Source organism: Polaromonas sp., from assembly GCF_012927455.1.
GTDB lineage: Bacteria > Pseudomonadota > Gammaproteobacteria > Burkholderiales > Burkholderiaceae_C > Polaromonas.
The window spans coordinates 549,815-564,417 of record NZ_JABBPE010000015.1; the positions used below are offsets into that span (position 1 = coordinate 549,815).

The following is a 14,603-nucleotide window of genomic DNA, read 5'->3' on the forward strand; positions in this document are numbered from 1 at the left end:
AGAAGCGTTTTAAGAACCTGCGGCGATGACGGCGTTTCTTGCGCGAGACGCCCCGCGATTTGCTTGCGTGAATTCGGCGAACTCCCCTTGACTACCGAACCTGGCGAGAGCGGACCTTCTTTTTTTTATCTGCAAAAGGCAACCAAGGAATTTCAATGCCACCGAACAAGCGCAAAGCCGGCCTCACCCAACCCCTCCCCGACACCAAGCAGAGCCAGCTTGAGTCTTTTACGGCCGGAAGCGCCAATATGTTGACCACCAACCAGGGGCTGCAGCTTCCGGACAACCACAACTCCCTGAAGGCGGGCGTGCGCGGCCCCACCCTGCTGGAAGACTTCATCCTGCGCGAAAAAATTACCCACTTTGACCACGAGCGCATCCCCGAGCGCGTCGTGCATGCCCGGGGTTCTGGCGCGCACGGTATTTTCAAGGTGCACAAGCCCATGGTGCAATACACCAGCGCGGCTTTTTTGCAGGACCCGGACCTTGAGACGCCGGTGTTCGTGCGGTTTTCTACCGTAGCCGGCTCCAAGGGTTCGGCGGACACGGTGCGTGACGTGCGCGGCTTTGCCGTCAAGTTCTACACCCAGGAGGGCAACTACGACCTGGTGGGCAACAACATTCCGGTGTTCTTCATCCAGGACGCCATCAAATTTCCGGACCTGATTCATGCCGTCAAGCCCGAGCCGCACCATGAAATGCCGCAAGCGGCCAGCGCGCACGACACATTTTGGGATTTTGCCTCGCTGATGCCGGAGTCCACCCACATGCTGATGTGGGCGATGTCTGACCGCGCCGTGCCCCGCAGCCTGCGCATGATGGAGGGATTCGGGATTCACGCTTTTCGTTTTGTCAACGCGCGGGGCGATTCCCATTTCGTCAAGTTCCACTGGAAACCGAAATTGGGTGTGCACGGGCTGGCGTGGGACGAGGCGCAAAAAATCGCCGGCAAGGATTCCGACTTTCACCGGCGCGACTTGTGGGAAGCCATCGAAAACGGCGATTTCCCAGAATGGAACCTGGGCGTTCAGATCGTCGACGAGGGCAAGGAAGACGAGCTGGGCTTTGACATTCTGGACCCGACCAAGCTAATTCCCGAAGCACAGGTGCCGGTGCAGATCATTGGCACGATGGTGCTTAACCGCAACCCCGACAACTTCTTTGCCGAAACCGAACAGGTGGCATTTCACCCCGGCCATCTGGTGCCGGGCATTGATTTTTCCAACGATCCGCTGCTGCAGGGGCGGCTATTCTCTTATACCGACACCCAGCTGTCGCGCCTGGGCGGCGCCAATTTTCACGAAATACCGATCAACCGCGGCGTCTGCCCCATGCACAATTTTCAGCGCGACGGCCTGCACCGCCAGACCATCAACAAGGGGCGAGTGGCCTACGAGCCCAATACCTTGGGCAATGGCTTGCAGGGTACCGAGTTTCGGGTCGACGGCGGGACGCAAGGCTTTCAGTCCTACCCGGAGCAGTTGGACTCACCCAAAATTCGCCGCCGCAGCCCGTCGTTTGACGATCACTTTTCCCAGGCCACGCTGTTCTGGAACAGCCAGAGCGTTGCCGAAAAAGACCATATCGTGGCGGCCTTCCGGTTCGAGCTGTCCAAAGTCGACGTGCCCGAGATTCGGCAGCGCATGGTGGACAACCTTGCCCATGTGGATCTGAAACTGGCAACGCGGGTTGCCGCTCCGCTGGGCATCAAGTCCCCTGACCCCAAAGCAGCCGCCGGGCGCCTCGGCTTTCGCGATCACCGCATCAGCAACAAGGTAAACGAAGACCCGGCGCTAAGCATGCTGGGTCGGGCCGGGGCCAGCGTGAAGACTCGCAAAATCGCCATGTTGGTGGCCGACGGCGTGGAGGCGGCCAGTCTCAGGCGCCTGCAGCAGGACTTGGCCGACGCCGGCGCCATATGCAAACTCGTCGCACCGCACCTGGGCAGCGTCAGCACCGCCAGTGGCAGGCAACTGGCGGTCGACTTTACCTTTACCAATACGGCGTCGGTCATGTTTGATGCCGTGCTGATCCCGGGCGGCAGCCAGAGTGCAGCCGCTTTGAGCGCCATGGGCGAAGCCGTCCACTTTGTGCTGGAAGCTTACAAACACTGCAAAACCATCTGCGCGCTGAACGACGGTGTGCAGCTGCTCAGCACCCTGGGCTTTAACCTGGACAAAAACCCGGACGTGATCGCAGTGCCGACGGCCGGCGTCATCATGGCCGATGCCCGCAAGGTTGCTGATGGACAGGTATCGCAGGACTTCATAGCCGCCATCGCCCTGCACCGCCACTGGGACCGGCTCAACATCGACGCCGTCCCGGCTTGAGTCCAAAGCGCGCAACTTGTCGCGCCGCAGCAGGTACACCTGTCCCGCGCCAGGCGAGACAACTGTGCTCGCAGCGGCATAAGCGTCGGTTAGGTATTGCATTGCAGTCGGACATTACGCAGGCGAAAAACCAGCAGTAGCGACCGCTTTTATGTGAGTGGCTGCTATTTTTTTCAGGCTTCACAAGGACGGCACAGGCCTTGCTTTTTTTACCTTTGCTAAGCGCCATTGGCGCCAACATCAAGGGAGAAACAGCATGACCGAACCTCTGAGCACACCGACACAACAGGCTTCGCAGTGGCTTGCCAACTTTGAAGCGGCGCTGGGCCGGCGCGACATCAATGCCGCGCTTGCGCTGTTTGCACCCGAGTGCTACTGGCGCGATCTGGTGACATGGACCTGGAACATCAAGACTATGGAAAGCCAGGCGCAGATCCGCGCCATGCTGGAGGCGACACTGGACCAGGTGCAGCCGTCCAACTGGGCCATCGACGGCGAAGTGAGCGAGGCCGCCAGCGTTGTGGATGCCTGGTTTACCTTTGAGACAGGGGTGGCGCGCGGGCGCGGGCACTTGCGCCTGAAAGATGGCCTGTGCTGGACCTTGCTGACCACCATGGTGGAACTCAAGGGCTTTGAGGAAAAAAAAGGCGAGCACCGCATTAAGGGCGCCGAGCACGGCGCTCAGGCGGGCCGCAAAAGTTGGGCCGAGTTGCGTGCCGAAGAAGAAGCCGCGCTCGGGACCACGCAGCAACCGCAGGTAGTGATCATTGGCGGTGGCCAGGGAGGCATCGCGCTGGGCGCGCGCCTGAAGCGGCTGGGCGTGCCGACCGTCATTGTCGAAAAAAATAAACGCCCTGGCGACAGCTGGCGCAATCGCTACAAAAGCTTGTGCCTGCACGACCCGGTGTGGTACGACCACCTGCCTTATTTGCCCTTCCCTGACGACTGGCCGGTGTTTTCTCCCAAAGACAAGATTGCCGACTGGCTGGAGGCGTACACCAAGGTCATGGAGCTCAACTACTGGGGCTCGACCACCGCGAAAAAGTGTCGCTGGGACGAACCCAGCCAGACTTGGGAAGTGCTGCTTGAGCAGGGCGGCAAAGAAGTGGTGCTGCGCCCCAAAGAACTGGTGATTGCCCTCGGTGTGTCGGGCTATGCCTATGTGCCAAAAATACCCGGCGCCGACGGCTTTCTGGGTGACCAGCACCATTCGAGCCAGCACAGTGGCCCAGAACAATACCGGGGCAAGAAGTGCGTGGTGCTGGGCTCCAACAACTCGGCGCACGACATCTGCGCTGCGCTGTGGGAGAACGGCGCCGATGTGACGATGATCCAGCGTTCGTCTACGCACATCGCGCCTTCGGCAGCACTGATGGAGCTGGCACTGGGTGGCCTGTACAGCGAGCAGGCGGTCAAAAACGGCATCAACCACCACAAGGCCGACCTGATCTTCGCCTCGGTGCCCTACCAGATCATGCACACCTTCCATATTCCGGTCTACGAAGAAATGAAGCGGCGCGAGGCAGATCTTTATGGCCGACTGGAAAAAGCCGGCTTCATGCTGGACTTTGGCGCCGACGGCTCTGGCCTGTTCATGAAGTACCTGCGCCGCGGATCGGGCTATTACATCGACGTGGGTGCCAGCGAACTGGTGGCCAATGGCAGCATCAAACTAAAGAGTGGCGTGGACATCGAGCGCATCGAGCCGCATTCAGTGGTGTTGAGTGACGGCACCGAGCTGCCGGCCGACCTGATCGTTTACGCCACAGGCTATGGTTCGATGAATAACTGGCTGGCTGATTTGATCTCGCCCGAGGTGGCCGACCGCGTCGGCAAGGTCTGGGGCCTGGGCTCAGACACCCCGAAAGATCCTGGGCCGTGGGAAGGCGAGCTGCGCAATATGTGGAAGCCCACCCGGGTAGCGCATTTGTGGATACATGGCGGCAATTTGCATCAGAGCCGCCACTATTCGCAGTTTCTGTCGCTACAGATCAAGGCGCGCCTTGAAAATATTGCAACGCCGGTTTATGCGCAGGCCGAGGTGCATCACACGCGCTAAAGTCTTGGCGGCCAAGGCGGTGTGTTTTTCCGCCCAGCCTGTCAATTACTTCATCACCTCTTCAATGGCGGTCGTCGTTTGCAGCGCGTGGTCGGCAATCTGCGCCGACATCAGCGCCAGCGATGCCAGCGCATAAGTCCCGCTGACCACGCTCTTGAAGGCGATCTCGGCGGCCACCGCGTCCTGCCCCAGGCCTTCGGTGGCAGCCACAATGCATTCTTCAATGCTGTCCAGTCCGGCGTCGCCGAACAGCTCTTCGCCTTCGTAGCTGACGCGGTATTCGTACTGGTCTTGTTCAATCGGATCAATGTGGAAACGCACGATCATGGCAAACCTCTTTGTCGTAGATGCTGACGCGGAAAATGGTGGAAGGGTGAATCGCTATCAAATTAATAGCTGCTTGCGCCCGTATTTATTGGGCTAGAGGCCGAAATGACCAAGAACACCGTGCCCGGCGGCGCGTCCGCTGGCAAGGCAGGCGTTGAGCAGGTAGCCGCCGGTGGGCGCTTCCCAGTCCAGCATCTCGCCGGCGCAAAACACCGGCTGACTGAGCGCTGCCGGCTTTTGCAGCTGAAGCTGCGCGCCCACCGCCTCAAACAGCACACCGCCGGCGCTGCTGATGGCTTCGTCAATCGGCCTGGCGGCCAGCACCCGCACCGGCAGCGCCTTGATGGCTGCGGCCAGCTGCACCGGGTCGGCAATCGCGTCTTTGCCAAGCACTTCGTAGAGCATGGCAGCCTTGATGCCGTCCAGATTCAAGCGGCTTTTCAGGTGGCTGGAAAGCGAGCGTGAACCGCGCGGGTGCCGCACTTCGACCAGCACCTGTTCGGGCGATTTGTCGGGCAGCAGGTCGAGTAAAAAGGTGGCGCTGCCGTGCGCTGCAATCTCGTCGCGCAGCAGACTGGAGACGGCGTAGACCAGGCTGCCCTCAACCCCGGTGGCGGTGGCGACGAACTCGCCTTTGCGGCTGAAGCTGCGGCCGCGTGAATCGGTAAAACTAATAGCGACCGACTTGAAAGGCTGGCCGGCAAAACGGCTGGAAAAATGCGCAGTCCAGCCGGTGGGCGTTGTCGGGGCCTGGCCTAACAGTTCCTTGAAAAACTCACGCCGGGTTTCGCCAGGCTGGGCGCTTTCGTGCACCTCGCTGCCGGGCCGCGCCGCCACGTCAAAGCCGCAGTTGGACGGCTGCAGCGGCGCCAGCGCCACGCCGCGCGCTGCCAACAGCTGCACCCAGGCGCCGTCAGAACCCAGACGCGACCAGCTGGCGCCGCCCAGCGCCAGCACCACGGCATCAAACGCCACCTCGACTTCGCCCGTCGGGCAGGAAAATTTCAGCGCGCCGTCATCGGCCCAGCCAAGCCAGCGATGGCGCATGGAAAACTGCACCCCCGCGCTGCGCAGGCGCTGCAACCAGGCGCGCAGCAGCGGCGCGGCTTTCATGTCTTTGGGAAAGACGCGACCAGAGCTGCCGACAAAGGTTTCCACGCCCAGCGCCTCAGCCCAGGCGCGCAGCTCGGCGGGACCGAAGGCGGCGATCAGCGGCTGTAGTTGAGCACTGCGCTCGCCGTAACGGCTCATGAAAGCCGGCGCCGCCTCGGAATGGGTAAGGTTGAGCCCACCTTTGCCGGCCAGCAAAAACTTGCGACCGACCGAGGGCATGGTGTCGTAAACCGTGACTGCAAGGGCCGCGCCGGCGCCGGCCAGCACCTCGGCGGCCATCAGGCCGGCGGGGCCGCCACCGATGACGGCTACGCGCAGCGGCTGGTTTGGTTTTGTGGGGGAGAGTGAAGTGTTCAAGGAAATATCCGTCTGCACAGGGCAATAAATGGATGTATGTAGGGGCACTGACCGGGCCGTCGGACGGGCTAGTTCTGCTCTCTTTTTAGTAGCATCTAGCGCCCGTCAGTCATGGGTTACAAGGCTAAATTGCTAGAAAATTGGTTCAAGATCTGCAGCCGGGAAACGCTTGCGGCGCTCTGCCGGTGTAGCGCAATTATTGCAGGGTGACGCCAGCTACCCGGCTTGTCGGCGGCGCTGCTGCGTCACTCCACTCAGGAAAGCTCCACCACCGTTCCCTGCCCCGTCAGAAAGGCGGCTTTCACCGTTGCCCCCGGGTAAATCTGCTGCACCGCTGCCCGGTAGGTTTGCAGTTGCACAAGCAGCGCGGGCTGGCGCTGCGGCGCGCTGGCGGACTTGTAGTCGAGCACCCACCACTGGCCCTCAAAGCCGGCGTCCTTGCGCTGCACCAGCCGGTCCAGCCGCAGCGGCAGGCTTTGGTAGACCAAGTCCACCTCATTGCCCTGCCACGCCAGCGCGTCGGCGTGCCAGGCCCAGGCGCCCTGCCCCACCTGAATGCGCTGCGCCAGCGCGGCCGCCTCGACGGCTTGCGCCGGACTGAGGCGAAACTCGCGCGCCACGGCCGCAATCTGCGGGGGAGCCACGGCGCCGCCCCACTCCAGCAGGCGGTGCATGGCCTTGCCGATGCGGGCGCTGGCGGAGTCTTCGTCTTCAGGCGCGGGGGCTGATGCCTGAGGCGCCATCATTTCAGGCAAGGCGGGCAGTTCCGGCAGATGGAAAACGCTGGCGTCGCGAGGCGCGGCACCGGCCCACGTGGGGGCATCTTCCGGCGACGCCAGCAATTCCAGGGGTGAAGGCAACTCGCCCAGCAGGCCATGCAGGCGCTGCCACCAGCTGTCGGCAGTTGGGCGGTACGGCTCGATCGACGACAACACCAAAGTATGACGGGCGCGCGTCAGGGCCACATACAGCGCATTGAGCTCTTCGCGTTTGCGCGCGGCCTGCTCGGCTGCCAGCGCCTCCCGGGCGCAGGCGGGTGGGCGGCTTTCGCTGACCAGAAAGACAAATTTGCGCGGTTCGCTGGCCTCGCCGGGCCAGTCGATCAGCACGCTCATGCTGTCGGCGTTGCGCTCTACCGTGTCGGTGTCGAGCAGCAGCACGGACTCGGCTTCCAGCCCTTTGGCGCCGTGGATGGTCAGCAGCCGAACGGCGCCGTTGCTCAGCGTGGCCGGCGCCAGCGTACCGCCGGCCTTGAGCGCGCGCACAAAGCCATAGGGCGTGGCGTAGCGCCCACCATCGAGCGCCAGCGCCACGCCGAGCAGCGCGCGCAGATTCGCCAGCACGGCTTGGCGTTGAACAGCAGGCGCGGCGGCGACAAAGCGCGCCAGCACATCGCCGTCGCTATAAATGCTCTGCAGCGCGTCGTGCGGCGGCAAACTGTCCAGCCAGCCCTTCCAGCGCATCAAAACAGCCGCTAGCCCAAGCAGATCGGGCGTAAGCAGCTCTGTTTTTTGTAGCAACTCAAACCACGGCAAGTGTGATTCACGTTGCAGCAGGGCGAGCTGCACCAGGCTGGCATCGCGCAGGCCAAACAGCGGCGAGCGCAGCGCTCTGGCCAGCGACAGGTCATGCTGCGGCGACACCAGCACATCGAGCAGCGCCACCACATCGAGTACCTCGCAGCAATCAATCAGCTCGGTTTTCTCGCCGATCTGCGCCGGAATGTGCAGCGCCCGCAACTCGTCCTGCAGCGGCAGCAAACCGGCGCGTTTGCGCGACAGCACCATGACCTGGGACGGTTTCAGTCCAACCGTCAACTGCTCTGCTATCCACGCGGCAGCCTGGCGTGCTTCGAGCGAGCGCAGCGTTTCTTCCGGTAGTTCGCGCGGCGTGCTCAAGCTGTCGCGCCAGCCGGCAGCCAGCGGCGAAGCGTCAGCAGCGTTGACCCGCGCTATCGGTGGCAAACGAGCGGTTTTTCCGGCCAATGTGGAGGCCGTGCTGTGCTCACGAAAACCGTCGTAGCCGTCACTGTCACGCGCCGCGCCCAGGGCGGCGTTGACCGTGTCAATCACCGCCAGCGCGTTGCGCCGGGTGTGGTCGCAACTGAGCAGGTCGCCACCCAGGCCCTGCACCACAAAGGCCTGCGCGGCGCGAAACACCTGCGGCTCGGCACGCCGAAAGCGGTAAATGCTTTGTTTGGGGTCGCCCACCAAAAACACGCTGGGCGCCGAACCGGCGCCCGAATAGCCGGTCAGCCACGATGACAGCGCCTGCCACTGCAGCGGGTTGGTGTCCTGAAACTCGTCAATCATCAAATGCTTGATGCGCGCGTCAAGCCGCTCCTGCACCCAACCCGACAGGACAGAATCGCTCAGCATGACCAGCGCGGCGCGCTCGACATCGTTCATGTCAACCCAGCCGCGCTCGCGCTTGAGCTGGGTGAACTGGGCGATCACGGTGCGGCTCAGACGCGCCATGCGCTGCTGGTGCGCCCACGCCTCGTGCTGCTGGCAGGCCGCTGCCACTAACAAGACCAGCTCCTGCGCCTGCCGCACGCATTCGATACCGACGATCTTTTCACCAAACTTGCGCGGTGTGCCTTTTTCAGTCAATAGCGCGATGAAAACCGCCGCCATGTCTTGCGCCGTCAAGGCCTGCTCCAGCTCCACGCCCTTGGCCGAAAAAGTCGGCGCGCTGGCGCTGCCCAGTGCCTTGGCGGCGTCCCACAGCGTCTGCTGGTGCGCGGCGATGGCAAACAGAAATTCGTGCGGCGCGGCCAGGCCGGCAAACTCGGGAAACTGCCGGTCAAAAGGCAGCACCGAGGCATCAACCACGCCTTTTTCGTCGGCCAGCATGAACTCGGTTCGCTTGTCCAGCGCGGCCTGCAGCGCCTTGTCGGTCTGAAAGCGGCCATGCGCCTGCACCACGGCTTCAAAGTCGGCCTTCAAGGAAGCATCGGCCAGCAGCGCCGCATAAAAGCGCCGCCACACCAGCGCCCGCGCCGGCGCGTCGTCTTCCAGCAGTTCGTAATTGACCGGCAGGCCGAGCCGCTGCAGCACCGCCACCGGCGCGCTGCGCAGCAAAGCCGCAAACCAGCTGTGAAAGGTGCGAATCTGCACCGAACGCCCGCTGGCCAGCATGGAGCGGTATAAATTTGATAGCTGCTTACGCACGTCCTGATTGGCTTGCGGGCCTATTTGGCTGTTAAGCCCGCGCAGCACCAGCTCGCGCTGCAGCGTGGCATCGTCGGCATGGGCAAAGGTCTTGAGCCATTCGTCGAGCCGTTCGCGCATTTCACCGGCGGCCTTTTTCGTGAAGGTGATGGCCAGGATTTCGTGCGGGCGGACCTGGCTGTCAGCAGCGCCCCCTGCGCCATCGAGCAAGGCGCGCACGATGCGCGACACCAGCATCCAGGTTTTGCCAGCGCCGGCGCAGGCTTCGACCGCCACACTGCGGCGCGGGTCGCAGGCAATCGCGTAAAACGCGTCGGCGGAAACCGGCTCGCCGTTGCATTCGTAGGCTGCAGTCATAGAAAATCTTCGCGGGAAAGGGTGAATAAGCCAACAAATTCAAGCCGCGCAGGCGACGCAGCGACAAGCGCCGTGGCCCCGGTCATGCAAGTTCGAGCCGCGGAACCGGCTTTGCCGGGCCGCAGGCGGGCGGTCCCCTCGGGGGGCAGCACATTACACGAAGTGAAAAGCGTGGGGGTCATCAAGTCCAGAAATCCTTGCGGCAGAGGCCGCGCGCGGCGCAATAGTCACAGGCCTTGCCCTCTCCCAGCGCAGGCAGCGCGGCGCCCCGGGCAATGCGCGCCAGGTCGGTCAGGATGCTGTCGATCAGTTCATCGCGCAGGCCGACGATGTCGGGCTGTTCGTAGCTGCGGGTCGGCTCCTTTTCGCCCAGGTTGACATAAGCGGCGGCCAGCGTGTCGTCCGGCATCAGGGCGGCGTAAAACGCCAGCTGGGTGTCTTCCTGCCCGCTCTTGATGCGCTCGGCCGTGGTGCCGCGCGGCTCGGTCTTGTAGTCGATCAACAGCGTGCGGCCGTCGGCTTCGTGGCCAATGCCGCCGATACGGTCAATGCGGTCCAGCTTGCCGACCAGCGTGAGCTCGCCCAGCGGCATGTCGCGCCAGGTTTCTGCTTGTTGAAAACTCGCGCCACCGGCTTCGTGGCCGGCCAGCCAGCTCAGGTAGCCTTCGCGCACGGCTGGCCAGGCAGCGGCGAAGGGCAGGAATTCGCTGGGGCTCAGTGCCAGTTCTTGCGTCGCCCGCTCGGCTGCTATGTTAATCATAGCTACTCGCGCCCGTGTATCCTGGGCTGGAGCCTCTTTTAATGATTCATGAAAGTGGTGCAGCAGGCTGTGCAGCCAATTGCCAAAGTCGCGCTTGCCCAGCTCGCTTTCCAGCTCTTCGGACTCTTGCAGCTTGAGCTGGCGCAGCGCAAAAAATCGGTAGGGGCAGCGCCGCAGATCTTCATAGGCGCTGGCCGACAGCTTGGCCACGGGTAAGGCCTCGCCGGTGGGCATGGGATGCGGCGTCGGCTTGGCAGCGACGACGCGCAGGCTGCGCGGGTCGGCCGCCAGGGCGGGGCCGTGCGCCAGCAGCAGTTCCTGCACAAAACCGCTGGGAATCAGCTGCTCGCCCGCCTCGCTGCAGCGCCACAGCAAGTCGACATGCGGCAATTGCAGCGCGGAATGCAGCGCGTATTGCCAGGCCTGGCGCGCTGCGCGACTCAGTTCGTCGCGCGAAGGCAGGCCCAGCAAAGCGCGCTGGCTCGGCGTCCACATGCCGGCGGGCTCTGGCGACACCGGCATGCGAATTTCATCGCAGCCGGGCAGCACCACGGCCTGCATGGGCCGGCCCAGCAATTGCGCCAGCGGCAGTATCACCACCTGCTCGGCCTGGGGATGGGCGGGCGAGAATTTGCCGGCTTCCAGAGTCTGGTTGATCCAGCTGGTGAAGTCCTGGAACTTCATCGGCGGTGGCGCTGGCTGCGACGAGGCTTCGAATTCAGCCTCGGCGCCCTCGTGCAGGCGCAGCACGTCGAGCACGGTCTGGCCGGCATCATCGATCGCCAGCGCGTCCCACTGCCCGGCTGACTGCAGGGCAGCGCGCAGACTGCGCAGCCACGCCGTCAGCTGGCGCGTGCGGCCAAAGGTTTCGCGCAAGGCGTTGACCTGCAGCGCCAGCGGCTGGGTGGCGGCAAAATGAGTTGAGGGCGTAGCCGGCAGGTCGCGCCAGGCGCGCACACCGGCTTTGCGCAGTTCGGTCTCGGCTGCAGTCACGGCCGCTGCGCCAAACGCCGGGGCGTTTTTAAGCCAGTTCAGCACGGCGTCGGTTGGGGCATCCCAGGGCATGGCGCGCAGCAGGCTCATCAGGCTGGCCGCTGCGCGCGTGGTGGAGAGCTTCCAGCCGGTTTCGTCGCGCATGGCAATGCCACGCCTTTGCAGCATGGCGCCGACGCGGCGCGTTAGCAGGCGGTCCTGGGCGATCAATGCAACCGGGCTGCGCCCTTGCGCCAAATGCGCCAGCACGCAAGCGGCTGCCTGCTCGGCCTCGTCTTCTGCGTCGAGTGCGGCGTGCAGTGCGGGCAACGCAGCCAACCCTGAATCGGGCAAGTCCAGTTCAGGGCAAAGGGCAATGGAAATAGCTCGATCACCAAAATGCGCTTTGAGCGCCTCGCTCAGCGGCTCGGCCTGAAAGCCTTCCAGCACCACAAACAGCGCCGGCTGCGCCTGAAAAAGCCGGTCAGACGGATAGCCAGACGCTGCCGCCCAGGCCAGCGCAATGCGGCCCACCGCGCCCTCCAGCGCCAGCACGGGGGAGTCGAGCCCCGCGCCCAGCGAAGCGGCGAGTCCCTCGCTCCAGCTCGGGCGTTCAGACGGCAGCACCGCGGCAGCGACCCGAGCCAGACTCCAGGCGGCATCGACCAAGCGCCCGGCCAGCACGTCTTGTTGGCTTGCCAGTCCGGCCCGCCCAAGCAGCGAAGCGGCCGTCAGCATGTCAACTGCCACGTCCATGCGCAGATCGTCGCCAGAGGGCGTAAACAGCCCGAGCGTGCCGCCCAGACTGCTGGCCCAGTTCATGGTGGTCTCAAAGCGCGGAACAAAAAATGTCTCACCCGCCTGTGCGGCCCAAGCCTGGCGCGCCTGCTGTATCAGTTGTGCATAGGGCAGAACCACCACGGCCTCGGCTGGGTGCACCTGGCGCGCCTGCAGGGCCAGGGCCAGTTGGGCCATCGCCTGCTGCCAGCAGCGGGCTGGCAGGGGTACGGTCGTGGGATTGGGAGGATTGGCAAGAAGCATAAAAAAGGGCTTGTGCGTAGCAGTGACAAAAGGCTTGACACGGGAATTGGGAGTATCACTATGACAGCGATAGGCCTTGTCCCGCCGCCCCGGTCGCTTGCTTTCTGACACAATGACCGCAACTTTAGCCTTATCCGTAACCAGACCCAAGGAGCCGCCATGGCAAGCGAACTGATCAAACATACCACCGATGCCACCTTTGAAGCCGATGTGCTGAAAGCCGCAACGCCCGTGCTGGTCGACTACTGGGCTGAGTGGTGCGGTCCCTGCAAGATGATCGCCCCGATTCTTGACGAAGTGGCCAGCAGCTACGACGGCAAGCTGCAGATCGCCAAAATGAATGTGGACGAAAACCGCGAGATTCCCGCCAAATTCGGGATTCGCGGCATTCCTACCCTGATGCTGTTCAAGGATGGCCAACTGGCCGCCACCAAGGTGGGCGCCATGAGCAAGTCCCAGTTGACGGCCTTCATCGACCAGCAACTGGTCTGAGCGTTTTCTTAAAGGAAGGGCAGCCTGGCCCTTCCTGCTTTCGTCGCGGTGCTCCGGGCAGCCATCAGGCACATCAAATACTCCAGATTCCTCGCCTTCTTTTCCTGTCATAATCGCTTTTATTCGCCAGTCAGCTTCTGAAGGCTGGTTCGAGTACTCGGTTTGTAAGCCATCGTTCTTTGCGGCTTCTTTTCAAACCTCCCCCGTCTTTTTTTCAGTGAACTCCGTCAGGAGTAATTCCATGCACTTAAACGAACTCAAGGCACTGCATGTGTCTGAAGTCCTCAAGCAGGCCGAAGCTCTCGAGATTGAAAACGTGGGCCGCATGCGCAAGCAGGAATTGATGTTTGCCATCATCAAGAAGCGCTCGAAAACGGGAGAAACCATTGTGGCCGACGGCGTGCTAGAAGTGCTGCCCGACGGTTTTGGTTTTCTGCGGGCGCCCGATTCCAGCTACACCGCCAGCACCGACGACATCTACATCAGCCCGAGCCAGATCCGCCGTTTTAACCTGCACACCGGCGACATGATTGAAGGCGAGGTGCGCACCCCCAAAGACGGCGAGCGCTACTTTGCCCTGAACAAGCTCGACAAGGTTAACGACGGGCTGCCCGAAGACAACAAACACAAGGTCATGTTCGAGAACCTGACGCCGCTCTTCCCGCGCGAGCAGTTCAAGCTCGAACGCGACATCAAGGGCGAAGAGAACCTGACCAGCCGCATCATCGACATTGTCGCGCCCATCGGCAAAGGCCAGCGCGCCCTGCTGGTGGCGCCGCCCAAATCTGGCAAGACCGTGATGATGCAAAACATCGCCCACGCCATCACCGCCAACTACCCCGAAGTGGTGATGATGGTGTTGCTGGTCGACGAGCGCCCTGAAGAGGTCACCGAGATGCAGCGCAGCGTGCGCGGCGAGGTGATTTCATCGACGTTTGACGAACCCGCCGCGCGTCACGTGCATGTGGCTGAAATGGTGATCGAGCGCGCCAAGCGCCTGGTCGAGCTCGGCAAGGACGTTGTCATCTTGCTGGATTCCATCACCCGCCTAGCGAGAGCCTACAACAACGTGCTGCCCTCCTCCGGCAAGGTACTGACCGGCGGCGTCGATGCCAACGCGCTGCAGCGGCCCAAGCGATTTTTCGGTGCAGCCCGCAATATCGAGGAAGGCGGTAGCCTGACCATCATAGGCACCGCGCTGGTCGACACCGGCAGCCGCATGGACGAGGTGATCTTTGAGGAATTCAAGGGCACCGGCAACTGCGAAATCCATCTGGATCGCCGCCTGTACGAAAAACGCGTGTTCCCGGCGATTCACCTCAACCGCAGTGGCACGCGCAAGGAAGAGTTGCTGCTGGCGCCAGAAATTCTGCAGAAATCGCGCATCTTGCGTCAATTTATGTACAACATGGATGAAATCGAATCGATGGAACTCATGCTGAAAAACATGAAAGCGACCAAAAACAACCACGAATTTTTCGACATGATGCGTCGGGGCGGCTAGATCGCCCCCACGCTTGTCGCTTCGCGTACTGCGCTACCCCACGAAGGGGCTGGCCTTGCTTGGGGCGGCCCGGCGCTGCGGCCGCGATTGCTTCTTGCATTAAATCTGGACCAATATT

At 62.6% G+C, this 14,603-nt stretch carries 8 protein-coding genes; 4 read left to right on the forward strand and 4 right to left on the reverse strand.

Annotated features, from left to right (window positions below; genetic code table 11):
• Window positions 1-155: 155 nt before the first annotated feature.
• A complete protein-coding gene (locus HHJ18_RS14690; RefSeq protein ID WP_296916458.1) occupies window positions 156-2,330 on the forward strand; it encodes a catalase in 2,175 nt (724 codons plus the stop codon).
• A 256-nt stretch (window positions 2,331-2,586) separates the two neighbouring features.
• Window positions 2,587-4,389, forward strand: coding sequence for an NAD(P)/FAD-dependent oxidoreductase (locus HHJ18_RS14695; RefSeq protein ID WP_296916460.1), 1,803 nt, complete (start codon window positions 2,587-2,589; stop codon window positions 4,387-4,389).
• 45 nt (window positions 4,390-4,434) lie between these two features.
• On the opposite strand, the gene HHJ18_RS14700 is transcribed toward HHJ18_RS14695, so the two are convergent.
• The 4 genes from HHJ18_RS14700 to HHJ18_RS14715 form a co-directional block, all read right to left on the reverse strand.
• On the reverse strand, window positions 4,435-4,716 hold the full coding sequence (locus HHJ18_RS14700) for a hypothetical protein (protein WP_296916462.1): 282 nt from the start codon (window positions 4,714-4,716) through the stop codon (window positions 4,435-4,437).
• A 93-nt stretch (window positions 4,717-4,809) separates the two neighbouring features.
• Entirely contained in the window at window positions 4,810-6,186 is a 1,377-nt protein-coding gene (locus tag HHJ18_RS14705) for a TIGR03862 family flavoprotein (protein ID WP_296916464.1), read from the reverse strand.
• A 254-nt stretch (window positions 6,187-6,440) separates the two neighbouring features.
• Complete coding sequence (locus HHJ18_RS14710) at window positions 6,441-9,716, reverse strand: exodeoxyribonuclease V subunit beta (RefSeq protein WP_296916466.1); 3,276 nt, start codon at window positions 9,714-9,716, stop codon at window positions 6,441-6,443.
• Between the two features lie 181 nt (window positions 9,717-9,897).
• Window positions 9,898-12,489 carry a PD-(D/E)XK nuclease family protein gene (locus tag HHJ18_RS14715; protein ID WP_296916468.1) on the reverse strand — a complete coding sequence of 864 codons (2,592 nt, stop codon included), beginning with the start codon at window positions 12,487-12,489 and terminating at the stop codon, window positions 9,898-9,900.
• A gap of 159 nt (window positions 12,490-12,648) precedes the next feature.
• Between HHJ18_RS14715 and trxA the strand changes: the two genes are divergently transcribed.
• Both trxA and rho read left to right on the forward strand, forming a co-directional pair.
• The gene (trxA, locus tag HHJ18_RS14720; RefSeq protein ID WP_296916471.1) at window positions 12,649-12,981 is read left to right on the forward strand and encodes a thioredoxin TrxA; all 333 of its coding nucleotides are present in this window, start codon (window positions 12,649-12,651) and stop codon (window positions 12,979-12,981) included.
• A 241-nt stretch (window positions 12,982-13,222) separates the two neighbouring features.
• Window positions 13,223-14,485, forward strand: coding sequence for a transcription termination factor Rho (gene rho, locus HHJ18_RS14725; RefSeq protein ID WP_296916473.1), 1,263 nt, complete (start codon window positions 13,223-13,225; stop codon window positions 14,483-14,485).
• Window positions 14,486-14,603: the final 118 nt, after the last annotated feature.